Here is a 22,286-nt window from a genome sequence, read left to right as displayed (position 1 = left end):
TTCAGATGAATTCAGATTGCCCGTTGGGTGAATCGATTCCAGTGGCGGTCCATAAAATGGCTTATTAATGCATTTGCCCGAGATGAGAAATAGATCAGCCGGTGAGGTGAGAGAGCTTGTCGGGGTTGAGGACGGCGTAGATGGCGTGGATGCGGCCGCCGCGGACGTCGAACGTCACGAGCTGCCGCTGGCCCCCGACCACGGTCCAGATGGCCGGCTCGCCGTTGGCCTCAACGGGCCGGGACTCCTCGACCGGATAGCGGGACAGCAGCCCGGCGACGAACGCGACCACCTTGGCGCGGCCGATGATCGGGCGCAGCGCGGCGCGCACCTTGCCGCCGCCGTCGTTGTAGGCGACGACGTCCTCGGCCAGCAGGTCGGTCAGCGTGGCCAGGTCGCCGCTCTGGGCGGCGGCCAGGAAGCGGCCGAGCAACTCCTCGTGGTCGGCGGCCGACGGGTGGAACCTCTCCCGGTCGCCGGCCAGCCGTCCGGCCGCGCGGTGGTGCCACTGCCTGCAGGTCGCGGCTGAACTGCCGACGATCTCGGCGATGTCGTCGTACGGCAGGTCGAACGCCTCCCGGAGCACGAACACCGCCCGCTCGGGCGGGGAGAGCCGTTCCATCAGGTGCAGGGTCGCGTACGACAGGGTGTCGCGCAGCTCCGCCGTGTCGAGCGGGCCGAACGCCTGACCGTCGACCGGTTCGGGCAGCCACGGGCCGGTGTAGGTCTCACGGGTCGTCCGCGCCGACCGCAACTGGTCGAGCGCGAGCCGCGACACGACGGTCACCAGGAAGGACCGCGGTTCGCGGATCTCGGACAGGTCCGCCCGCATCCAGCGGACGAACGCGTCCTGGACCACGTCCTCGGCGTCCCACATGCTGCCCAGCAGCCGGTAGGCGAGGCCGAGGAGCAGCTGCCGGTGCTCGTCGAACACCTCCACGTGCGACCGCATGTCCCTATCCTTCCGCTCGGTCTCGGCCCGTGGTGCCCGGACGATGCTCATCATGACCCGGCCGCCTCGGCCGCCAGGTCGGCGGCGAACCCCTCGAGAACCGACGCGTACCGCGGCCGCCAGTCCAGGCGCAGGCGGGCACGGGCGTTGTCGGCGCCGCGCAGTTCGTTCATGAAGGCCACCCCCCAGCTTCCGACGGCCAGCCGCGCCAGCGCGGCGGGCGCCCTCTTGGGCGCCCGGACGCCAAGGATGCCGGTGAACGCGGGCAGCCACTCGTGCAGGGGTGCGGGCCGGTCGTCCACCACGTTCAGCACGCCGGTGACGTCGTCCTTGTCCAGGGCGGCGGCCACGGCGGCCGCCACGTCGTCGGCGTGGGTGAAGGAGAACACCGCGTGGCCGCCGCCGACCAGCGGGACCTTCCCCGCTCGGACCTGCCGCGTGAACGACCCGTCCGCGGAGTAGATCGACCCGGGGCCGTACAGGTGTCCCAGACGGAGGACCAGGCCGCCGGCCCGCGCGGTGAGCCTCTCCAGCTCGACCAGGGCGTCCAGCACGGGGACGAACTCCCTGGGCGTGCCGGTCCGCCACAGGGGGGCGTCCTCGTCGGCCAGGCCCTCTCCCGGCTGGTAGCCGTAGGCCAGGCCCTGGCTGATGATCCGGGCCCCGTCGGCGGCGTCGACCAGGTTGCGGGTGCCTTCAGTGCGCAGCCGGTTGGTCAGCGTGAAATCCCGCGACAGTCTCTTCGGGTCGATCGTGGCGGGGATCGCGGTGAGCATGTTCACCACCGCGTCGGGCGCGGCCTCGCGGACCGCCCGGCGCAGCCCCTCCCGGTCGAGGGCGTCCGCGGTGACCACCTCCGCGCCCGCCTTGGCCAGTGTCCGGCCGGCGCCTCCCGGCCGAACCAGGCTCACCACGTCGTGCCCGACCGCGGTCAGCAGCGGCACCATCCTGTTGCCGATCACCCCGGTGGCTCCGGCGACGAGAACTCGCATGATCACTCCGTGTCTTCGTCCCGGCCGCCGGCCGGGACACCGTCCATTACGCCGACAAGACGGGCGACCGGGCTCTCGTGTGACGACTCCGGATGTGATCCGGCTCTCAGTGCGCGGGCGCGGCCCGCGCGGATCGGGACCCCGGTGAGCTCACCGGCCGACCGGGACGCCGTGGCGTCGCAGGGCGTCCAGGAACGCGCGGTCGTCGGCGGGGGTGACGCCGTAGCGCGTGCCGTCCCTGGTTCCGATCACGAGCACGTTGTGAGAGGGCCGGGTGGCGCACATGCGCACGCGGCCGAGCCCCGCGCAGCGCATGCCGTACAGGGCGATGCCGGGCATGGCCAGCGCGGCGGAGTCCTGGGCGAGATGGGAGGACGTCACCGAGGTGATGTCGGACAGCCGGATGCGGTAGCGGAGCAGCGGGCCGTACTTCGCGGTCAGCGTCGTCTCCGACACCACGTAGCGCATCAGCGGAAAGCACAGCGCCAGGGCGAGCAGGTACGCCGCGACGAACCCGAGGCCGAGACCGAAGAGGATCTCGGCGAAGGTCCCGGCGGCGGTCAGGTTGGTCGCCGAGGCGAATCCGAGCAGGGCCGTCACCACGGCCAGCGACAGATAGCCGCGGGACGGACGCGGACGGAAGAGCTCGGGAAACATGATGATCACCTTCTTGGCGCGGGGGCTCCGGCGCCGGGATGCGCCGGAGCCCCCGTGGCATCAGCCGTGGCCGGGTTTCATCCGGTGGTTGGCGTTCTTGTTCCTGCGGGTGCGCTTCTTGCGGGCGCGCTTGGACATGACGACCTTTCTCAGAAGGGCCAGGCGCCGGTGCGCGCCATCTCGATGTGCGGGATGGCCGCGAACCAGGCGTCGCTGACGTCGGTGATGATGTGCTCGTGACCGGGCACGGTCACGGCCTCCGCGGCTTCCACAGCCGCGGCCGGGTGGGTGAGGACGACGACCCGGTCGTGTCCCCGTACGTGCGTGCGCAGTGCCTGGGCCATGGTCTGACCGCCGCCCGGCTCGCCGAAGCGGCCGACGGTCTCGAGCAGCCGGTCGCCGTGCTCGGCCGGTACCGGTCCGGTGGCCCGTCCGCATTCGACCAGGTCGGCGGAGGAGGCGCGCAACGCCAGGGCGGCGCCGAAGACGGCCGCGGCGTCCGCCCGGGTCAGGGGCGATCCCGCGGACACCGGTTCGGACATCGGCTCGCTGCGGTCCACGAGGACGACCGTGCGCCCAGGCAGGGCCGGCACCTGGTCCAGGGAGTGCTCCATGGCCTGCTCCAGCGCCCAGGACCACCGTGAGGAAGGGACGGAGCGGTAGGCGGTGAAGATCTCCACGGGCAGGGCCCTGCCGCGCTTCGCCGACTTCTGCGCGGCCAGATCGGAGGACAACCAGTCGGCGACCTCGTCGGCCAGTCCCGCGCGGTCGAAGTCCGCCAGGTGTGCCAGGCGCTCGCGGTAGCTCATCGGCGGCGCGACCACGGCCCACGCCTTGTCGGTCATCGTCCCGCCCAGCCAGTCGCGCACCTGCTGCCAGGTCATCGCGGCCTTGACGAACACGCCACCGGCGTCGGGCCTTTCGAGTGCGCGCAGGCGACGGTCGGCGGGTATCGCCTCCAGCTGGGCCCGCGCGCGCAGGGTCGCCAGCGAGCCGGGAACCGGGTGGGAGCCGCGCCGGCGAAGCGCCGCGTACTGGAAGATCTCGTTCTGGATCATGCCGATCGGCTTGGGGTGGGTGAGGGCGATCACCTCGGAGAAGGGCATCGCGGCGTCATCGGTGTCGTAGGTGAGGAGCGCGACCTCGTCATACAGCCGCGCGACGGCGTCGGCCACGCCCGCCCTGACCGACTTGGGGATCGAGCCGCCATGCCGGCGAATCCACTGCGCGAGCAGGTCGCCCGGCTCGTCGGCCCTGGTCAGCAGGTTGTCGATCAGCTCGCGCCGTTCCGCCGGCACGCCGAGCCCGGCCACCATCCGCGCGTGCATGAACTCGACCGCGAGCGCGAGGCCGAACGCGCGCAGCGCGGGCTGACGGCGCGCCCACTCGATGAGGCCGCGGACCCATGCCGCCTCGGTGACCGCCAACTGGTCGACCAGGGAGACGAAGCGGTCGTCCGCGGCCTGCGCGCCGTTGTCCGCCAGGGTGCGCGCGGCCAGGAGGAACAGCTCCTTCTTGGCCGTCGTGACCGAAGGCGCGAGGGGGTGAGGTGTGGTCATGGCCCTTCTCCGTTGATCGGCGGGAACCTGATCCCGCCCATTGGGGGCCTCCCGAGATGGAGTGACCGGATTTCTCCGTGAAGGCCCCGAGGCAGGACGAAGGAGGTGCGGGTATGCCCGGGCCGCATCCTTGTTCGCCGCCTGGGGCGTTCACCGGGAGGCCATCGGCGCCCGACCACCTGCGATGGTCGCGGCGCGGAGCGGGTCGGTCTGAATGTGCGCCGGGGACCCGCCACCCGAGAGAACGTCCCGGCTCAAGGGACGTGACATCGAACGAGCGCAAATGAAGAGGGAAGACACGGACGGCCGGCGATCTCCGTGCAGGCGATCCTCGGTGCCATGTTCCCCTCCCCTCCGGGCGCCCGATTCGGTCGAGATCCCACTCTGTCGGCTCATGAAGGCCCTCAGCAAGCGATGTTGACGCCTTCCGTACGACGAGTCCTTCCGCAGGCGTCAATTCCGCGTCAGGGGGAAAGTTCGGACCTGGCGGCCGACTACACACGCGTGTAGTGTCTTATACGCGTGGATAGCGCGCTACATGAACGGATAGGGGACGAGCCATAGTGGCGATGACAGGGCCGGAGCCCGAGGACCTCACCGCCCGCGCCCGCATCAGGGACGCGGCGTTGCGGCACTTCGGCGAGCACGGATTCGACCGGGCCACGATCCGCGGGATCGCTGAGACGGCCGGAGTGTCCTCGGGGCTGGTGCGTCATCACTTCGGCTCCAAACAGGGGCTGCGCGAGGCATGCGACGACTTCCTCCTGAAGGCGGTCCGCCGGCTGAACGACGAGGCCAGAACCCATCGGCCACCCGATACGAATCCCGTCGCCGCCTCCATGGCGGCGATCGGGCCGTACCGGCCGTACGTGGCCCGCGCGCTGGCCGGGGGATGGGCCGCGCCGCTGTTCGACGAGATGGTCCGGATGAGCGAGGAGTGGCTGGCGGAGGCGGATCAGCGCCGCCCCGACCCTCCCTTCGCCGATCTCCGGGCCCGCGCGACGGTGGCCACCGCCATGGGGCTGTCGGTCATGGTCCTCTACCAGCACGTGTCCCGCGGGCTCGGTGTCGACCTGTTCACCCCGGAAGGGGCCCACCTGCTCGCGGTGACCCTGCTCGACGTCTACTCGCACCCCATGCTCGGCCCGGAGGAGGCCGCCTCCATGAGAGACGCCCTCGACAAGATCTCGCACTCATCGACCCAGGAAGGACGCGGAGCCCCACTCCGCAGATTCGAGGAGAATCACGATGACTGACGCCATCTCGGTGGAAGGGTTGGTCAAGACGTTCGGCCGCACCAGGGCGCTGAACGGTCTCGACCTCGTCGTACGGACCGGCGAGGTGCACGGGTTCCTGGGCCCCAACGGCGCGGGCAAGACCACGACGCTCCGCGTGCTGCTCGGGCTGCTGCGCGCCGACTCAGGCCGGGCGCAGGTGCTCGGCGGCGACCCCTGGCGGGACGCGACGCCGCTGCACCGCCGGCTGGCCTACGTGCCCGGCGAGGTGAACCTGTGGCCGAACCTGTCCGGAGGCGAGGCCATCGACCTGTTCGGCGACCTGCGCGGCGGCCTGGACAAGGCCCGCCGCGAAGAACTGCTTGACCGGTTCCGCCTGGACCCGGCCAAGCGGTGCCGCACCTACTCCAAGGGGAACCGGCAGAAGGTGGCGCTCATCGCCGCGTTCGCCTCAGACGTCGAGCTGTTCGTCCTGGACGAGCCCACCTCCGGGCTGGACCCGCTGATGGAGGCGGCGTTCCAGCAGACCGTCCGGGAGGTGAGCGCGAGGGGCGCGACCGTGCTGCTGTCCAGCCACATCTTCTCCGAGGTCGAGGCGCTCTGCTCCAAGGTCAGCATCATCCGCGACGGAGTCACCGTCGAGTCCGGCACGCTGGCGCAGCTGCGCCACCTGACCCGGACCTCGGTCGTCGTGGAGGCGGCCGAGCCGATCACCGGGCTGGGCGGGCTGCCCGGCGTGCACGACCTGGTGGCCGACGGCGCCAGGGCCCGGTTCGACGTGGACGCGGCGCACCTGCCCGGCGTGCTGCGCCACCTGGCCTCCTTCGAGGTCAACACGCTGACGAGCCGGCCGCCGACGCTGGAGGAGCTGTTCATGCGGCACTACGGCGACGCGCCCGAGGCCGCCGCCGAGGTGCCCTCCGCGGGAGCGTCACGATGAGCGCCTACGAGGGAACGGGGAGGCTGGTCCGGCTCGCGTTGCGGCGCGACCGCGTGCAACTGCCCGTCTGGATCGTCGGCTCGGCGGTCATCCTGGCGGCCGGCGCCGCCGCCGTCATCGACGAGTTCCCCGACGCGGCGGGACGTGCCACCGCGCTGCAGGGGGCGGGGACCAGCCCCGCCGTGCTGCTGATGCGCGGCACGCCGGTCGGCACCGACCTCGGCGCGCTGGCGAATTTCCGCAACCTCGCCTTCATGCTGGTGCTGGCGGCGCTGATGAGCACCTTCGCGGTCGTACGGCACACCCGGCAGAACGAGGAGACCGGCCGGGCGGAGATGATCGGGGCCGCCAGCGTCGGACGGAACGCCGGGCTGACCGCCGCCCTGACCGTGGTCCTCGGGGCGAACCTCGTGCTCGGAGTCGCGCTGATCGGCGCCCTGGTGAGCGCGGGCCTGCCCGCGGGCGGCGCGGTGACCTTCGGCGCCGCGTGCGCCGTGACCGGGATGGCGTTCGCCGGGGTCGCCGCGGTCGGCGCGCAGCTGTTCCAGAGCGCCCGCGCCGCCAACGCCTTCGCCGCCACCGCGGTCGGGGTCGCCTACCTCGTCCGTGGCATCGGCGACGCGCTCGGCGAGCGGGCGGCGGACGGCGTGCAGGTGACGAGCACCTGGTTCTCCTGGGTGTCGCCGCTCGGCTGGGGCATGCTGGCGCGCCCGTACGGCGAGGAGCGCTGGTGGGTCCTCACCCTGCCGGTCCTGTTGCTGATCGCGTGCGTGTGGGGCGCCTTCGCCCTGGTCGGCCGCCGGGACCTCGGCGCCGGCCTGATTCCCGAGAGGCCCGGTCCGGCCGCCGCGTCCCGCGGGCTCCTGAGCCCGCTCGGGCTGGCATGGCGGCTGAACCGCGCCTCGACGATCGGCTGGCTGGTCGGCAGCGTGGTGTTCGGCCTCGGGATCGGCTCGCTCGGCGACCTCGTGGACGACGCGCTGGGCGGCAACGAGGGTGTGTCGGACCTGATGGGCCAGCTCGCGGGGACGGGCTCCGCCGCTCTCGTGGAGGCGTTCTTCGCCGCGATGATGAACGTGTTCGGCGCCCTGGCGGCCTGCTTCGCCGTACAGGTGCTGCTGCGGTTGCGCTCCGAGGAGGCCGGAGGGCCGGCCGAGGCGGTGCTCGCCACGGCGGTCGGCCGGGCCAGGTGGGTGGGCGCCCACCTCACGTGCGCGGTCGGCGGCGCGGCGGCGATACTGGTGCTCGCCGGCGCGGCGACGGGCCTCGCCGACGCCGCGGTCGGGGGTGACATCGGTGTCCTCACCCTGGTCGGCGCGGGGCTGGCGCAACTGCCCGCGGCGATGACCGTGGCCGGGTTCGTGGTGCTCGTGTTCGGCGGCCTGCCCCGAATGGTCGTGGTGCTGGCCTGGGCCGGGCTGGTGGTCAGCCTGGCCTGCGGTCTGCTCGGAGACGTGTTCGGGCTGCCCCAGGCGGTTCGCGACGTGTCGCCGTTCACCCACGTGCCGGCGATTCCGGCGGTGGACGCCACGCCCGGCCCGATGGTGGGGCTCGTCGTGGTGGCGGCGGCGCTGGCCGCGGCCGGGATGGCGTTGTTCCGCCGGCGGGACCTCTCACCCTGACCCCGGTTCGACCGCGGAGGCGACCCGCCCGGCCTGCGTCGGCACGGCTCCCGTCCCGGAAGTGACACGGCGGCACCCGTCGTTCGGCGGGCCGCCGCCGTTCCGGTGCCCGGGCCGCCGACAAATGGCGCGATTTCTGTCGGTCCCAGACGGCAGAATGACGCGCATTGTGACTACCGCATCCATCGAAGCGCCCGCCCGCCCGTTGCCGGTCGACCTCGTCGACGGGCCCGCCGGGCTGCTGTACCTCCTGCCCCTGGCACCTCTCACCCTCGACGAGTGCGAAGCGCTGTCGGAGGCCCTGGCCGTACGCGCGGCCGCTCTGCGGCACCGCGCGGCGGTCGCGGCCGGGCCGCGCCAGGCGACGCCCAGAGCGTGACCTCTCGGGGCGGCCGGGGCGCGCCGAGCGTCAGGCGGCCTTCCGCGCCGTGCCGAGCACGTGGCTGACCCCCATGACGGAGAACCGGGAGACCTGGTCGACCACGAACCCGGCCGACTCGATGGCGGCCAGCGTGTCCCTGGCGGGGTGGCAGCCGCCGCACACCTGTGACCAGAGCGGCGTCACGAGGCGCTCGGCCGCCGCGGCGAGGGGGCGCGCCGACCGCACGTGCTCATAGAAGCGCAGTTCGCCGCCCGGTTCGAGCACCCGCTTGATCTCTGCGAGGGAACGGCCGAGGTCGGGCGCGGTGCACAGGATCAGCGAGCAGACGACGGCGTCGAACATGCCGTCCGGCACGGGAAGTCGGGAGACGTCGCCGGCGACCCGGTGCACCGGGATCGGCCCCTGCGCGCAGTTCCTGCGGACCGTGTCGAGCAGGAAGGAGTCGGTCTCGGCGACGGCGATCTGCCGGACCGTGTCCGGGTAGCAGGCGAACTTGATGCCGTCGCCCGCGCCGATCTCCAGCACCGTTCCGCTGAGACCCCGCAGCAGCCGCCGGCGCTCCTCGGTGGGCCGCAAGGACGACCCGTGCCCGAGACAGGCGGGACGGGGGTGATGGAACTGCTCCATGCCGTGGCCGTGCCACTGCCGGACGTCCGCGGCCCGCCACGAGGAAATCATCGTCATGGACCAAATATGAGCTGGTCCCGCGTTTGTCACGGAGTTCTTGATTCGATTCTGACGGCCGCCCTCCTTATAGCTACGCACTGTTGACGCGGCAGTCGCCTATGGTCCGATTTGAGGGTCTTGCGCCCGATATGAGATAGCCGTCCTGGCAGGATCGGGTGAGTGGGGCAACACGGCTCCGAGGTCCGGCTCAGCGAGGGCGCTCGAGGTGGAGGCCTAATGGACGTGCGCCTGATCAGCGACGACGGGATCGAGGACCGTTCCGTCGGGGAACTGCCGGCACTGCTCGCCCGGCAGGACGGCCTGGTGTGGGTGGACATCCCCGGCTGCGACAAGGACGCCGCGCGAGTGTTGTCGGAGGTGTTCGCCTTCCACCCCCTGGCGATCAAGGACTGTGTCGAGCGCAACCGCGTGCCCAAGATGCACGCCTACCTCGACCACCTGTTCGTCGTCCTGCACGAGCCCGAGCGAGGCGAGCGCGGCCATGTGCACTACATCGAGATCGACCAGTTCATCGGCCGCAACTATCTGGTGACCGTCCACGGCCCGGTCAATCCGGCGGTCGACCCCGAGGTCGCGCTGCGCGAGACCCGGGCCGTCCTCGCGCGGATCAAGGCCGGGCGGCTGCGCCCCGATTCGGCCTTCGAACTGTCCCACGCGATCGTCTCCGCGGTGATGCGCAACCAGGAGGAGTACGTGGAGACGGTGACCAGCGACGTGTGGCGGCTGGAACAGCGGGTCACCGGCGGACAGGTCGGCGAGCCGGAGGAGTTCCTCAATGAGCTGTTCCGGGCTAGGCACGGCCTGCTCGCCGTGCGCACCATGGCCGCGCTGAGCGCGGCGATCTACGGGGGGATGGCCAACCTCACCCGCATCTCGCCGGGAGGGCAACGTCTCGTGGTCGACATCGCCGGCCAGTTCGAACGGATCCGCAGCGTGGCCGACGGCGAGCGGGAGTACCTCCAGGGGGTCATCGAGTTCTACCAGACCACCCTCACCATCAAGGCGGCGCTGATCGGCCAGGCGCAGAACGAGGAGGTCAAGCACCTCACCGAGGCCAGCTACACGCAGAACGAGGAGATCAAGAAGATCTCCGCCTGGGCGGCGATCTTCTTCGCCCCCACGCTTGTCGGGACCGTCTACGGCATGAACTTCGAGCACATGCCGGAGTTGCACTGGGCCCTCGGCTACCCCCTGGCGGTGGTGGCCATGGCCCTGGCCTCCGGCGCGCTCTACATGATGTTCAAGCGGAGAGGATGGTTGTGACCTCTCCGCCCCGCCCCGCACCGATGCTCAGCGGGCGGGCTCGACGGTGAACGCGTTCCGGAAGGCGCGCAGGGCCGCCGTGCCGTCCCCGGAGGCCCAGCCCTCCAGGCCGATCGTGCCGGCGAAGCCCATGCCGGCGAGCGCGCGCGCCACGGCGGGGTAGTTGATCTCGCCGGTGCCCGGCTCGCGACGTCCCGGCACGTCCGCCACCTGGATCTCTCCGATCCACGGCAGGGCCCGGCGGCACAGCTCGATGAGGTTCCCCTCCCCGATCTGGGCGTGGTAGAGGTCGAGCATCAGCCGCAGGCGGTCGCTGCCGACCGACTCCACGAGCGCCAGGCAGTCCTCCGCCCGGCCGAAGGGAACGCCCGGATGGTCGACCGCGGTGTTCAGGTTCTCGAGTACGAAGGTGACACCGCGCGCCTCGCCGAGCCGGGCGATCCGGGCCAGCGTGTGACGCGCGGCCGCCCACATCGCGCCGGTCACCTCCGTGACCGGCTCCACCGGCAGGCCGTCGCTGTCCAGGCCGGTCCCATGCAGGTTGAGCCTGGGGATCCCGAGCCGCCGTGCGACCTCGACCGACTCCGCGGCGGTCGCGAGCAGTTCGTCCGCGCCGTCGGGGTCGGTGAGGCTCCCGCGAACGTAGCCGGTCATCGAGGAGTAGACGGCGCCCTCCTTGCGGAGCGCGGCCAGGGCGCCGACGTCATGCCGGGTCCAGTCCCAGATCTCGACCTGGAAGTCCAGCTCGGTGATCCGCCGGACCCGCTCGGCCATGGGCAGCTCGAGGAAGACCATCTCGGCGCAGACCGCCAAGACGAAGGGGCCCTGCCTTCCGCGCGTGCTCATACGGCGGCCTCCGCGGACGGGTCGATCTCGCCGACGCGGACCGGTGAGCCTCGTTCGACCGACGCGACGCAGGCCAGTGCGATCCGCAACGCGGCCCGGGCGTCGTGCCCGCCGACAACGGCCGGTGTGCCCTGGCGCACCGCCTGGCAGAAGGCGGCCAACTCGGCGGCGTAAGCGTCGGGGAACAGCTCGGTGTCCGCCCGCGCGGTCGGTCCCGCCACGCCGGCGGCGCTCCAGTGCCGTACGGCAGGCTGAGCAGGAGTGCCGGCCGTCACCATCCCCGCGGAGCCGAAGACCTCGCCGCGCACGTCATAGCCGTAGGCCGCGGAGAAGCTCGCCTCCGCGGTGGCGAGCGCGCCGTTGCCGAAGCGGATGGTCACCACCGCGGTGTCCAGAAGCCCGGCGGACCTGAAGCCGGGTGCGACGAGGGCGTCGGCCATGGCGTTAACTTCGACGGCCGTCGCGCCGGTGTTGAACCAGTTGAGGGTGTCGAAGTCGTGGATGAGGGTCTGCGTGAAGATCGTCCATGGGGGGACGGCGGCGGGATCCGCGAGGCCGGGATCGCGGGTCAGCGAGCGCAGGAGCTGCGGCGTGCCGACGCCGCCCTCGTCGATGATGCGCTTGGCCGCGGCGAAGTCGGCGGCGAACCGCCGGTTGAACCCGACCTGCAGGGGGACGCCCGCCCGCTCGCAGGCGGCGATCGCCGCGTCGGCCTCGGCGAGGGTCATCGCCATCGGCTTCTCGCAGAACACGGCCTTACCCGCCGCGGCTGCCCTGATCACCAGGTCCGCGTGCGCGGTGGAGGAGGCGGCGATGACCACCGCCTCGACGCGATCGTCGGCCAGCACCGCGTCGGGATCGGTCGTGGCCGCTGCGCCGAGCGGCGCGGCGAGGCGCTCCGCGGCCCCGTCCGCGGGGTCGGCGACGACGACCAGCTCGGCCTCCGGCAGGCGCCGGGCGAGTGTGGCCGCGTGGAAGGTGCCGATGCGGCCGGCGCCGATGAGCCCGAAGCGCACGGGCTCGGGCAGAGGGGAGGGGAAGGGCACGACGACTCCTCGACTAGAGCGCTCTAGTAACGAGCATCGCGCCGGCCTCGGCGTCTCGTCAAGGGCGCGGGACTAGAGCGCTCCAGATACAGTTGTCGCCATGAGCGCCGAACGCCCGACCATGGAGGACGTCGCCGCACGGGCGGGCGTTTCCCGGGCGCTCGTCTCCATCGTCTTCCGGGGCACGGCGGGCGCCTCGGAGCGCACCCGCGAGCGGGTGCTCGCCGCGGCCGCCGACCTCGGGTACCAGCCGGACCAGCGGGCCAGTCGCCTGAGCAGGACCCGCACCCGGATGCTCGGCGTCGTGTTCGGCGTCGGCCACGCCTTCCACGGCGACCTGGTCGACAGCCTGTACGCCGCGGCGGACGTCTCCGACTACGAGGTGGTCCTGAGCGGCGTGACCCCGCGCCGTTCGGAGGAGGAGGCGGTCCGCGCCCTGCTCGCGGAGCGGTGCGAGGGGATCGTCCTGGTCGGTTCGGCGCTGCCGTCCCCGGCCCTGTCCGAGCTGGCGGCGCGGTTGCCGACCGTGAGCCTGCTGCGCGACGTCCGCGCCACGGGGGTCGACGTGGTCCGCACCGACGACGCGGAGGGACTGCGCCAGGCGGTGACCCACCTCCACGGGCTCGGCCACCGGCACATCGTCCACGCGGACGGGGGACGGGCGCCCGGAGCCGCCCAGCGTCGCCGGGGCTACCGGAGCGCCGCGCGCCGGCTCGGCCTCGAGGCGACGCCCCTCCTGCCGGGCGGTCTCACCGAGGAGGACGGCGCCCGTGCCGCGGGCGTGCTCCTCAGCCTGCCGCCGGGGGAGAGGCCCACGGCCGTGACCGCCTTCAACGACCGCTGCGCCCTCGGGCTCGTCGACGCGGTACGGCGTGCCGGGCTGAAGGTGCCCGAGGGGTTGTCGGTCGTCGGGTTCGACGACATCCGGGCGGCGTCCTACGCCCACATCGCCCTGACGACCATCAGGCAGGACGCCGACGCACTGGGTCGGCTCGCCATCGAGCGGGCCGCCTCCCGTCTCGACCGGGGACAGCCGCCGGGGCGTCCGGTGGTCGTGGCGCCGGCCCTGGTGGTGCGGGCGACCACGGGAGCACCCCGGTGAGCGTGGCCGTCATGGTGCTGTTCGGGGTCGCGGCACTCCTGGTGGGATTCGCCAAGACCGCGATCGGCGGTCTGGCGAGCATCTCGGTCGCCATCTTCGCCGGGCTGATGCCGGCCAGGGAGTCGACGGCGGCGATCCTGCTCGTCCTGCTCGTGGGGGACGTCATGGCGGTCTGGCACTACCGCCGCGACTGCGACTGGTCGCTGCTGCGCAGGCTGATCCCCGCCGTGCTCCCCGGGCTCGTCCTGGGCGCCCTGTTCCTCGCCGTGGTCGACGACGACCTGCTGCGCCGCGTCATCGGCGTCCTGCTCGTGATCATGGCCCTCCTCCAGCTGTTGCTGCGCTGGCGCCCGCCGGCGACCGGGGGAGTCGCGTCCGGGCGGCCGGCCGCGCTGGGGGCGGGCCTGGCAGCGGGATTCGTGACCATGATCGCTAATGCGGCGGGCTCGGTCATGACGCTGTATCTCGTCGCGCGGGGCGTGGAGAAGCGGCGGTTCCTCGGGACGGGCGCGTTCTTCTTCTTCGGCGTGAACGTCTGCAAGGTGCCCTTCAGCGCGAGCCTCGGGCTGTTCCACACCGCGACGCTGACCCTCGCCCTCGCCCTGGCGCCGCTGGTCGTCATCGGCGGCTGGGCGGGCCTGCACGTGGCGCGGCGGATCAGCCAGGCGCGCTTCGAACAGGCCGTGCTCGGCGCGTCGGTCCTCGCCGCGCTGGCCCTGGTCGCGCGCTGACGCCCGTGCTCGGCGGCCGGCGCCCGCCGGTCACGCGGGCCGGTGTCACGTGGGCCGCAACCGCGCCGGGACGTTGTAGGGGGTGATCACCTCGACCCCCGCGGGCACCGACGTCGGCGCCCCGGGCAGCAGCCGGTGGTGCCGGAGCACCTGCCGCAGGGCGGCGCGCATGTCCGCGCGCAGGTCGTGGTGCAGCACCGCGTGGAGGACGCCGGCCCGCAGCAGCTCCAGATTGTGGCCGTCGAGGTCGTGGCCGAGGAAGACCTCGCAGGTCCTGCCCGCCCGGGCCAGCTCGTCGGCGATGGCCCGGTTTCCGCCGCCCACGGAATAGACGGCCCGCACCGCGGGATGCTCGGCCAGTGCGGCCCTGACGAGGGCGCCCATCGCCTCGTCCAGGCCGTCGGCATCGGTGAGCACGACGACGGCCAGCCCCGGCGCGAGCTCGGCCAGGGCCCGCTCGAAGGCCTCGGCCCGCTCTCGTTCCCCGAAGAACACCGAACGGCTGAGCGTCACCAGGACGGCGCCGGCGCCGCCGCGCGTCCACTGCGCCATGAGATAGGCCGCGGTGGTGCCCGCCGCCGCGTTGTCCAGTCCGACGTACGCGACCCGCGGGCAGTCGCGCACGTCGGTCACGAGCGTCACGACCGGCACACCGCGCTCGTGCAGGCGGTGGACGGCCCCCGCGACCTCCGGATGGTCGGGTGCCTTGAGCAGCACGCCGTGCGACGTGCGCCCGCGCCGCCCGAGGTGGTCGAGCGCGTCGGCGAGTCCGGCGGCCTCCCCGGACTCGCGCAGGTGGAACCGTGCCCGGACGGCCGCCGGCCGGACCCCGGGCAGTTCCGCCTCGAGCGCCTCGCGGACCGCGCTGCTGAACCGCTCCGGCGCCTGCATGACCACGTCGAGCATGAGTGTGCGGGCTCCGAGCCGCAGCTGGCTCTGCTGGCGGTCGAGGTCGAGAAGCGCCTGCTCGACGGCCCGCACGGCACGTGCGCTCACGCTGCTCCTGCCGTGCAGGACGCGGTCCACGGTGGCCCTGCTCAGCCCCGCCTGCTCGGCGATGTCCTCGATCCGATGGCCCCGCGTCATGCCAGGCCCCGGCGCGCCGGTGAGGCCTTTTTGAGGCGCCATGGCGGTGGAACGGGCCGCCGGCCCGCCAGATGCTGGAGACGGTCCCGGCCCCGTCGTCTACAGGAGGATTCCATGGCCAACGCTCCGCAGGGCTGGTTGCGCACCGCCGACGCCCGCCTCGAAGATCTCCTCCAGGTGCTCAAGACCCGCACCGACCCCGCTGATCATCCGAATGCCGACCACGTCGAGCAGGAGGTCCCGGTGTACGCCGCGGGCGTCCTGCGGGCCGCGGCGGAAGAGGCCGACGGCGGCCGCACGCTGCAGGCGGAGATCGCCCGTGCCCTGTCGGCCGGTCCCGGCATCGTGGTCGTCGAGGGCGCCTTCGAGGCCGCGGTCGTCGACCGGGTCACCGGGGCGTTCACGCGGATGATCGAGGAGCAGCGGGCGGCGGGCGTCGCCGTCGGCGACCACTTCGCCAAGCCGGGCGCCAACGACCGGGTGTGGAACGCGCTGGAGAAGCTCGCGGTGGCCGACCCCGAGGCCTTCGCCGACTACTACGCGAACGACGCCGTCGCCCTGGCGTCCACGGCGTGGCTGGGGCCCGGCTACCAGGTCACGTCCCAGGTCAACGTCGTCAACCCCGGAGGCGAGGGGCAGACGGTCCACCGGGACTACCACCTCGGCTTCCAGTCGCCGGAGACCTCGGCGCGCTATCCCTCGCACGTCCACGACCTGTCGCCCTACCTGACCCTCCAGGGCGCGGTCGCCCACTGCGACATGCCGGTGGAGTCGGGGCCGACGCTCTACCTGCCGCACTCGCAGAAGTATGGACTCGGCTATCTCGCCTACTGGCTGGAGGAGTTCCAGGACTACTTCGCCGGCCACCACATCCAGCTGCCGCTGGGCAAGGGCGACGCGGTCTTCTTCAATCCGGCGCTGTTCCACGCCGCCGGGTCGAATCACTCGGCGGACATCAGGCGCATGGCCAACCTGCTGCAGATCTCGTCCGCGTTCGGGCGGGCCATGGAGACCGTCGACCGCGAGCGCGTGGTGGGCGCGGTCTATCCGGCACTGCTCGCCCGCAAGGCGGGCGGCTGGGACCGGCGCGCCCTGGCCAACGTGGTGGCCGCCGCGGCCGAGGGCTACTCGTTCCCCACCAATCTCGATCGTGACCAGCCGATCGGCGGCATGGCCCCGCCCACTCAGGCGGCGCTCGTCGAGGAGGCGCTCGACGCGGGCATGTCCCCGGAACGGCTGGCCGAGCGCCTCGCCGCCCAGGCCGCGGCCAGGCTGAGCCGCTGACCGGCGCCAGGACCGCCCAGGCTGAGCCGCTGACCGGCGGCAGGCCGCGCACGGCCGCGTGTCCTCGCCCCGGCGCGGGGCGAGGACACGCGGCACGGCGCCCATGCTCGCGGATGCTCAGTCGTTGCGCGGGAAGCCCAGGTTGAGCCCGCCGTGGCTCGGGTCGAGCCAGCGGGAGGTGACGACCTTGCCGCGGGTGAAGAAGTGCACGCCCTCGGTGCCATGGGCGTGGGTGTCGCCGAAGAGGCTGTTCTTCCACCCGCCGAACGAGTAGTAGGACACCGGCACCGGGATCGGCACGTTGACGCCGACCATGCCGACCTCCACCTCGTGCTGGAAGCGCCGCGCCGCGCCGCCGTCGTTGGTGAAGATCGCCGTGCCGTTGCCGTACGGGTTGGCGTTGATGAGGCGCAGGCCCTCGTCGTAGGACGGCACCCGCACGACCGACAGGACCGGCCCGAAGATCTCGTCGCGGTAGACGGACATGTCGGGGGTGACGTTGTCGAGAAGCGTCGGGCCGAGCCAGAAGCCGTCCGGGCCGCCGTCGAAGTCGCCGTCGCGGCCGTCGACGACGACGGTCGCGCCCTCGGCGGCGCCGGCCTCGACGTAGCCGCTCACCTTGTCGCGGTGGGCCGCGGTGACGAGCGGGCCCATGTCGCAGCCGCGGGTGCCGTCGCCGGTGCGCAGCTTGCGCATGCGATCCGTGATCTTCGCCACGAGCTCGTCGGCGATGCCCTCGACCGCGACGAGGGCGGAGATCGCCATGCACCGCTCGCCGGCTGAGCCGAAGCCCGCGTTGACGGCGGCGTCGGCGGCCAGGTCGAGGTCCGCGTCGGGCAGGACCAGCATGTGGTTCTTGGCTCCGCCGAGAGCCTGGACCCGCTTGCCGTTCGCGGTCCCGGTCTCGTAGACGTACCGGGCGATGGGGGTGGAGCCGACGAACGAGACCGCCTTGACCTCGGGGTTGGTCAGCAGCGCGTCGACGGCCTCCTTGTCGCCGTGGACGACGTTCATGATCCCGTCGGGCAGGCCGGCCTCGGTCCACAGCCGTGCCACGGCGACGGCCGCGGAGGGGTCCTTCTCGCTGGGCTTGAGGATCACCGCGTTGCCGCAGGCGATGGCGACCGGGATGAACCACAGCGGGACCATGGCGGGGAAGTTGAACGGCGAGATCACACCTACGACGCCGAGCGGCTGGCGGATCGAGAACACGTCCACGTTGGTGGAGGCGTTCTCGCTGAACCCGCCCTTCAGCAGATGCGGGATGCCGCAGGCGAACTCGGCGACCTCGAGCCCCCGCGTGACCTCGCCGAGCGCGTCGTCGAGGACCTTGCCGTGCTCGGCGGTGATCAGCGCGGCGATCTCGTGCTTGCGCTCGTCGAGGAGCTGGCGGAAGGCGAAGAGCACCTGCGTGCGCTTGGCGAGGGAGGTGTTCGCCCAGACCGGCCACGCGGCCGCGGCGGCGGCGACGACCTCGTTGACGAGGCCGGTGGACGCGAGGTCGACGCGGCCGGTGACGGCTCCCGTGGCGGGGTTGTAGACGTCGCCGGTTCGCTCGGAGGCGCCCTCCCACGGGCGGCCCCCGACGAGGTGGGTGATGCGGGCTGGTGCGGTGCTCACGGTGCTCACGATCTTTCTGCGTGCTGGTCGGTCGGCGGTGCGCCGATGGTCGGTGCTGCTGCGGGCCGGGGGGATTCGAAGTCGGTGCGCGGCCTACGGGCCGCGGTGATCGCGGACGGCGCCGCGCGCGAAGTGGGACGTCTGCCGGGAGACGCGCGGATCGAGGGCGGCGCTCACCCGCGACCACCGCCCAGGACGTCGGCCCGGTCCGCCATGGCGACCGTGACGGGCCTGCCGGTCGCGAGCGACTCCATGCCCGCCGTGCACACCGCGGTCGCGGCGTACCCGTCCCACGAGGTGGGCCCGGCGACCTCCCCGCGGCGGGCCGCGTCGACCCACGCCTGGACCTCCAGGTCGTACGCGCGGGCGAAGCGGTCGCGCCAGTCGTCGGGGATGCGGCCGCCGTACTGGCCGGCGCGGCGGACGAACACGCTCTGCCCGAGGCCGATCGTGGCGTTGCCCCGCTCGGCCACCGCCTCGCACCGCACCTCGTAGCCGACCTGGCTGTTGACGAAGACCTCGCTGGTGGCCATGCCGCCGCCGGCCATCCGGAAGATCGCCACCTGCGGGTCGAGGACCCCCTCGGCGGCCTCTCCCGTCGGCCGCGGCGCGAGCACGGTGATCGTCTCGATCTCTTCGCCGAAGAGCCAGCGGCAGACGTCCACCTCGTGGACCAGCGAGTCCCGGACGATCATCTCCGAGCGGAAGGAGTCCGCGGCCCTCAGGTTGCGGTGCGTGTTGTGCACGAGCAGGATCCGCCCGAGGTCCCCGGAGTCGACCAGCCGCTTCATCTCGGCGTATTCGGGGTCGAAGCGCCGCATGAAGCCGACCTGGACGAGCGGGCGGCCGGCCTTCCGCTCCGCCTCGACGACGCGCAGCGACGACTCGCCGTCCATCGTCAGCGGCTTCTCGCACAGCGTGGGCTTGCCGTGCTCGACACAGGCGAGGACCTGCTCCTCGTGGACGGAGCCGGGCGAGGCGATGAGGACGGCGTCGACGCGCTCGTCGGCGATGAGGTCGAGAGGGTCGCCGACGACGCGAACGCCGTCGAAGCGGGCGGCCAGCTCGGCCGCCCTCGCGGTATCCGGGTCGGACACCGCGACCAGGTCCGCTCCGGCGACGCGGTGGGCGAGCCGCCCGGCGTGGTCGGCGCCCATCACGCCGACGCCGACCACCCCGACCCGCAACGGGGCCGCGCTCATGCGCTCGGTTCCTCCTCGTCCGGGCGGGCGGGGGCCTCCACCTGACCGTGCTCGACCTCGGCGGGCGCGACGACCTTGCCCGGGTCGACCCCGCGCAGCTCGTGGCTGAGCTCCGCGAGCTCCTCGCCGCCGGCCATCTCCGTCGTGAGCTGCTCCAGCGTGAGCTCGTCGCGGTGGGCGTCGAGCACGACGCGGCCCAGCTTGAGGATCACGAAGTGGTTCCCGACGAGGTGGGCGTGGTGCGGGTTGTGGGTGATGAAGATGACGCCGAGACCCGCGTCCCTGGCCTTGACGATGTACCTCAGGACGACGCCCGACTGCTTGACCCCGAGCGCGGCCGTCGGCTCGTCGAGGATGATGACCCTCGCCCCGAAGTAGATGGCCCTGGCGATCGCGATGCACTGGCGCTGGCCGCCGGACAGCCCGCCCACCGGCCGGTCGAGATCGGGGATGATGATCCCCATCTTGGCCAGCTCCTCGTCGCAGATCTGTTTCATCCGGGCGATGTCCAGCGTGCGGAACGGCCCCTTGCGCAGCTCGTTGCCGAGGAAGAAGTTCCGCCAGACCGACATCAGCGGGGCGAGCGCGAGGTCCTGGTAGACGGTCGCGATCCCGCTGGCCTGGGCCGCGCGCGGCGACGGGAAGCGGCACTCGGCGCCGTCGAGCGTCATCGTGCCGTCGGTGTGCTCGTGCAGGCCGGAGATGATCTTGATCAGCGTGGACTTGCCCGCCCCGTTGTCACCGAGCACGCAGGTGACCTCGCCCTGGCGGACCTTGAGGCTGACCCCGCGCAGCGCGTGCACGTTGCCGTAGCTCTTGCCCACGCCGTCGAGGGCGAGGATGGGGGTGTCGGAGGGTGCGGCGTCGTGCCGCTCGACGGTCGCGGAGCTCATCGTCTGTCCGCCTTCATCTTGACGTACACGTTCACGACGGTGGCGAGTACGAGCATCACCCCGAGGAACGTCTTGAACCAGTCGGGGTTCCAGCCGGCGTAGTTGATGCCGAGCTGGGTCATGCCGAAGATCAGCGCGCCGATCGAGGCGCCGACCACCGAGCCGTAGCCGCCGGTGAGCAGGCAGCCGCCGATCACCGCGGCGATGATGAAGATGAACTCCTTGCCGACGCCCTCGCCCGACTGCACGGTGTTGAACTGGAAGAGCAGGTGCATGCCGGACAGCCAGGCGCAGAAACCCACGGCCATGAACAGGCCGATCTTCGTCGCCTTGACCGGGACGCCGACCGCCCGGGCCGCCGCGGCGTCGCCGCCGACCGCGAAGATCCAGTTGCCCGCGCGGGTGCGCAGCAGGACGTGGGCCGCGACGAGGGTGAGCACGATCCAGTAGATGACGGTGATCTTCACGGTGACCGGCCCGAGCGCGAACTCGGAGCCGAAGACCTTCTGCGCGCTGCCGAAGCCGTCCATGTCGCTGATGTCGGCGGTGGCGACGTTGCCCGTCAGCAGCCGCGTGACCCCGAGATTGACGCCCTGCAGGATGAAGAAGGTGCCGAGGGTGACGAGGAAGCTCGGCAGGCCGGTCTTGAACAGCAGCCATCCGTTGAACGCGCCGACGGCCACGGAGACGACGAGCGCCAGGACGACGCCCACCCAGACGTTGAGGCCCAGGTTCCAGGCGATGAGGGAGGCGGACAGGCCGGAGGTGGTCGCCGCGACGCCGGCGGACAGGTCGAACTCGCCGCCGATCATGAGCAGCGCCACGGGGACGGCCATGATGCCGATGGTCGAGGCCCCGTAGAGGATCGTCCCGACGTTGGCGATGTTGCGGAAGGGAACCGCCACCGCCATGAAGAGCAGGAAGATCACGATTGCGCCGATGAGCGACCCCACCTCGGGCCGGCTCAGCAGCCGGGCGGCCAGGGAACGGCTGGCGACCCGGTCGTCCCGGGCCGCCCCCGCCCTGCCCGGCTCCGTTGCCGTAGCAGTCATTGGTCAGATCACCTCGTGCCGTTGGCGGCGAACTTCTCGACGTTGGCGACGTTGGTCTTGTCGATGAACGCGGGGCCGGTCAGGGTCGCCTGGCCGCCGCCGATGGTGTTGCCGTTGACCTTGTAGAGCCACAGGCTGTCGACCGCGAGGTAGCCCTGGAGGTAGGGCTGCTGGTCGACCGCCCACTCGACCTCGCCGTTCTTGATGGCGGTGACGAGGTCCTTGTTGGTGTCGAAGGTGACGACCTTGGCCGAGCTGCTGGCGTCCTTGACCGACTTGACGGCGGTCAGCGCGAACGGGGCGCCGAGGGTGAGGACGCGGTCGATGCCCGGGTCCTGCTGAAGCTTGGAGGTGATGGCCGCCTGGACGCTCGGCATGTCGGTGCCCGTGACGTAGATCTTCTCGGTGTCCGGGAACGTGGCCTTGGCGCCGTCGCACCGGGCCTCGAGGCCGACGTGGCCCTGTTCCTGGATGACGCAGAGCGCCTTCTTGGCGCCGTCCGTCTTGAGCCGCTCGCCGGCGGCCTCGCCGGCGATCTTCTCGTCCTGGCCGAAGTAGCCCTGGACGCCCATGGCCTTCCAGTCCTCGATGCCGCCGTTGAGCGCGACGACGGGGATGCCGCCCTGGACGGCCTTCTCGACGTTGGCCTTCATCGCGTCGGGCTTGGCCAGGGTGACCGCGATGCCGTCGACCTTCTTGTCGATCGTGGACTGCACGAGGTTGGCCTGGTTCGCGCCGTCCGGGTCCGCCTGGTACTGCAGGTCGACGTTGTCCTTCTTCGCGGCGGCCTCGGCGCCCTTGCGCACGAGGTCCCAGAAGGTGTCGCCGGGGGCGGCGTGGGTGATGAGGGCGATCGTCATCCGGGGGGTGTCGGCGACCCCCGCCTGGGCGGCGCCACTCGCCTCGGCGGGCTGCTTGCCTCCGCTGGAACTGCACGCGGCCAGGACGAGCGCCGCTAACGTGCCGGTCACCAATACGGAGATGCGAGATGTACGGATCACCTTGGTTCTGCCTTTCGTCGTCCGCCACCGCGGTGGGGCGGAACTGCGGAACTAGTGGAACTGGTTCGTGATGATGTGCCTCATGTGGGGCTGGTCAGCGAAGCGGGCCGCAGGACCGCAGGTATGCCAGGGTC

The 22,286-nt window shown here is 72.0% G+C and carries 21 protein-coding genes; 8 read left to right on the top strand and 13 right to left on the bottom strand.

Annotated features, from left to right (window positions below):
* Positions 1 to 94 precede the first annotated feature (94 nt).
* The 4 genes from Pph01_RS35130 to Pph01_RS35115 form a co-directional block, all read right to left on the bottom strand.
* On the bottom strand, positions 95 to 952 hold the full coding sequence (locus Pph01_RS35130; protein WP_204077527.1) for an RNA polymerase sigma-70 factor: 858 nt from the start codon (positions 950 to 952) through the stop codon (positions 95 to 97).
* A gap of 50 nt (positions 953 to 1,002) precedes the next feature.
* On the bottom strand, positions 1,003 to 1,944 hold the full coding sequence (locus Pph01_RS35125) for an NAD-dependent epimerase/dehydratase family protein (RefSeq protein WP_204077526.1): 942 nt from the start codon (positions 1,942 to 1,944) through the stop codon (positions 1,003 to 1,005).
* 150 nt (positions 1,945 to 2,094) lie between these two features.
* A complete protein-coding gene (locus Pph01_RS35120; protein WP_204077525.1) occupies positions 2,095 to 2,601 on the bottom strand; it encodes a PH domain-containing protein in 507 nt (168 codons plus the stop codon).
* Between the two features lie 149 nt (positions 2,602 to 2,750).
* Entirely contained in the window at positions 2,751 to 4,160 is a 1,410-nt protein-coding gene (locus tag Pph01_RS35115) for a TROVE domain-containing protein (protein ID WP_204077524.1), read from the bottom strand.
* 569 nt (positions 4,161 to 4,729) lie between these two features.
* Between Pph01_RS35115 and Pph01_RS35110 the strand changes: the two genes are divergently transcribed.
* The 4 genes from Pph01_RS35110 (at position 4,730) to Pph01_RS35095 (ending at position 8,336) form a co-directional block, all read left to right on the top strand.
* A complete protein-coding gene (locus tag Pph01_RS35110) occupies positions 4,730 to 5,416 on the top strand; it encodes a TetR/AcrR family transcriptional regulator (protein ID WP_204077523.1) in 687 nt (228 codons plus the stop codon).
* On the top strand, positions 5,409 to 6,335 hold the full coding sequence (locus tag Pph01_RS35105; protein WP_204077522.1) for an ABC transporter ATP-binding protein: 927 nt from the start codon (positions 5,409 to 5,411) through the stop codon (positions 6,333 to 6,335). The genes Pph01_RS35110 and Pph01_RS35105 overlap by 8 nt, the downstream gene beginning before the upstream one ends.
* Positions 6,332 to 7,957, top strand: a complete 1,626-nt coding sequence (locus Pph01_RS35100; RefSeq protein WP_204077521.1) for an ABC transporter permease — start codon at positions 6,332 to 6,334, stop codon at positions 7,955 to 7,957. Before Pph01_RS35105 ends, Pph01_RS35100 begins: the two co-directional genes overlap by 4 nt.
* 169 nt (positions 7,958 to 8,126) lie before the next feature.
* Positions 8,127 to 8,336, top strand: coding sequence for a hypothetical protein (locus Pph01_RS35095; protein WP_204077520.1), 210 nt, complete (start codon positions 8,127 to 8,129; stop codon positions 8,334 to 8,336).
* A gap of 30 nt (positions 8,337 to 8,366) precedes the next feature.
* Here the strand turns inward: Pph01_RS35095 and Pph01_RS35090 are convergent, their stop codons facing one another.
* Entirely contained in the window at positions 8,367 to 9,023 is a 657-nt protein-coding gene (locus Pph01_RS35090; RefSeq protein ID WP_204077519.1) for a class I SAM-dependent methyltransferase, read from the bottom strand.
* A gap of 219 nt (positions 9,024 to 9,242) precedes the next feature.
* On the opposite strand from Pph01_RS35090, the gene Pph01_RS35085 reads away from it, so the two are divergent.
* Positions 9,243 to 10,289, top strand: a complete 1,047-nt coding sequence (locus Pph01_RS35085) for a magnesium transporter CorA family protein (protein ID WP_204077518.1) — start codon at positions 9,243 to 9,245, stop codon at positions 10,287 to 10,289.
* A 27-nt stretch (positions 10,290 to 10,316) separates the two neighbouring features.
* On the opposite strand, the gene Pph01_RS35080 is transcribed toward Pph01_RS35085, so the two are convergent.
* Complete coding sequence (locus tag Pph01_RS35080) at positions 10,317 to 11,135, bottom strand: TIM barrel protein (RefSeq protein ID WP_204077517.1); 819 nt, start codon at positions 11,133 to 11,135, stop codon at positions 10,317 to 10,319.
* Complete coding sequence (locus tag Pph01_RS35075) at positions 11,132 to 12,181, bottom strand: Gfo/Idh/MocA family oxidoreductase (protein WP_204077516.1); 1,050 nt, start codon at positions 12,179 to 12,181, stop codon at positions 11,132 to 11,134. Before Pph01_RS35075 ends, Pph01_RS35080 begins: the two co-directional genes overlap by 4 nt.
* Before the next feature lie 100 nt (positions 12,182 to 12,281).
* On the opposite strand from Pph01_RS35075, the gene Pph01_RS35070 reads away from it, so the two are divergent.
* Complete coding sequence (locus Pph01_RS35070; RefSeq protein WP_204077515.1) at positions 12,282 to 13,283, top strand: LacI family DNA-binding transcriptional regulator; 1,002 nt, start codon at positions 12,282 to 12,284, stop codon at positions 13,281 to 13,283.
* Positions 13,280 to 14,014: a sulfite exporter TauE/SafE family protein gene (locus tag Pph01_RS35065; protein WP_204077514.1), complete on the top strand. Its 735-nt coding sequence runs from the start codon at positions 13,280 to 13,282 to the stop codon at positions 14,012 to 14,014. The genes Pph01_RS35070 and Pph01_RS35065 overlap by 4 nt, the downstream gene beginning before the upstream one ends.
* 45 nt (positions 14,015 to 14,059) lie before the next feature.
* On the opposite strand, the gene Pph01_RS35060 is transcribed toward Pph01_RS35065, so the two are convergent.
* A complete protein-coding gene (locus Pph01_RS35060; RefSeq protein ID WP_204077513.1) occupies positions 14,060 to 15,100 on the bottom strand; it encodes a LacI family DNA-binding transcriptional regulator in 1,041 nt (346 codons plus the stop codon).
* A 114-nt stretch (positions 15,101 to 15,214) separates the two neighbouring features.
* Between Pph01_RS35060 and Pph01_RS35055 the strand changes: the two genes are divergently transcribed.
* Positions 15,215 to 16,384: a phytanoyl-CoA dioxygenase family protein gene (locus Pph01_RS35055; protein ID WP_204077512.1), complete on the top strand. Its 1,170-nt coding sequence runs from the start codon at positions 15,215 to 15,217 to the stop codon at positions 16,382 to 16,384.
* Positions 16,385 to 16,501: 117 nt separating this feature from the next.
* On the opposite strand, the gene Pph01_RS35050 is transcribed toward Pph01_RS35055, so the two are convergent.
* The 5 genes from Pph01_RS35050 to Pph01_RS35030 form a co-directional block, all read right to left on the bottom strand.
* Positions 16,502 to 18,004, bottom strand: coding sequence for a CoA-acylating methylmalonate-semialdehyde dehydrogenase (locus Pph01_RS35050; RefSeq protein ID WP_204077511.1), 1,503 nt, complete (start codon positions 18,002 to 18,004; stop codon positions 16,502 to 16,504).
* Positions 18,005 to 18,177: 173 nt separating this feature from the next.
* Positions 18,178 to 19,206, bottom strand: coding sequence for a Gfo/Idh/MocA family protein (locus Pph01_RS35045; protein ID WP_204077510.1), 1,029 nt, complete (start codon positions 19,204 to 19,206; stop codon positions 18,178 to 18,180).
* The gene (locus Pph01_RS35040) at positions 19,203 to 20,099 is read right to left on the bottom strand and encodes an ATP-binding cassette domain-containing protein (protein WP_204077509.1); all 897 of its coding nucleotides are present in this window, start codon (positions 20,097 to 20,099) and stop codon (positions 19,203 to 19,205) included. Before Pph01_RS35040 ends, Pph01_RS35045 begins: the two co-directional genes overlap by 4 nt.
* Positions 20,096 to 21,151, bottom strand: a complete 1,056-nt coding sequence (locus Pph01_RS35035; protein ID WP_204077508.1) for an ABC transporter permease — start codon at positions 21,149 to 21,151, stop codon at positions 20,096 to 20,098. Before Pph01_RS35035 ends, Pph01_RS35040 begins: the two co-directional genes overlap by 4 nt.
* 8 nt (positions 21,152 to 21,159) lie before the next feature.
* A complete protein-coding gene (locus Pph01_RS35030; protein WP_239117243.1) occupies positions 21,160 to 22,122 on the bottom strand; it encodes a sugar ABC transporter substrate-binding protein in 963 nt (320 codons plus the stop codon).
* Positions 22,123 to 22,286 lie beyond the last annotated feature (164 nt).

The organism is Planotetraspora phitsanulokensis, assembly GCF_016863295.1.
In the GTDB taxonomy this organism is placed as follows: Bacteria; Actinomycetota; Actinomycetes; order Streptosporangiales; family Streptosporangiaceae; genus Planotetraspora; species Planotetraspora phitsanulokensis.
Note: the sequence above shows the minus strand (reverse complement) of the source record. Positions and strands in the feature narration are given on the sequence as shown.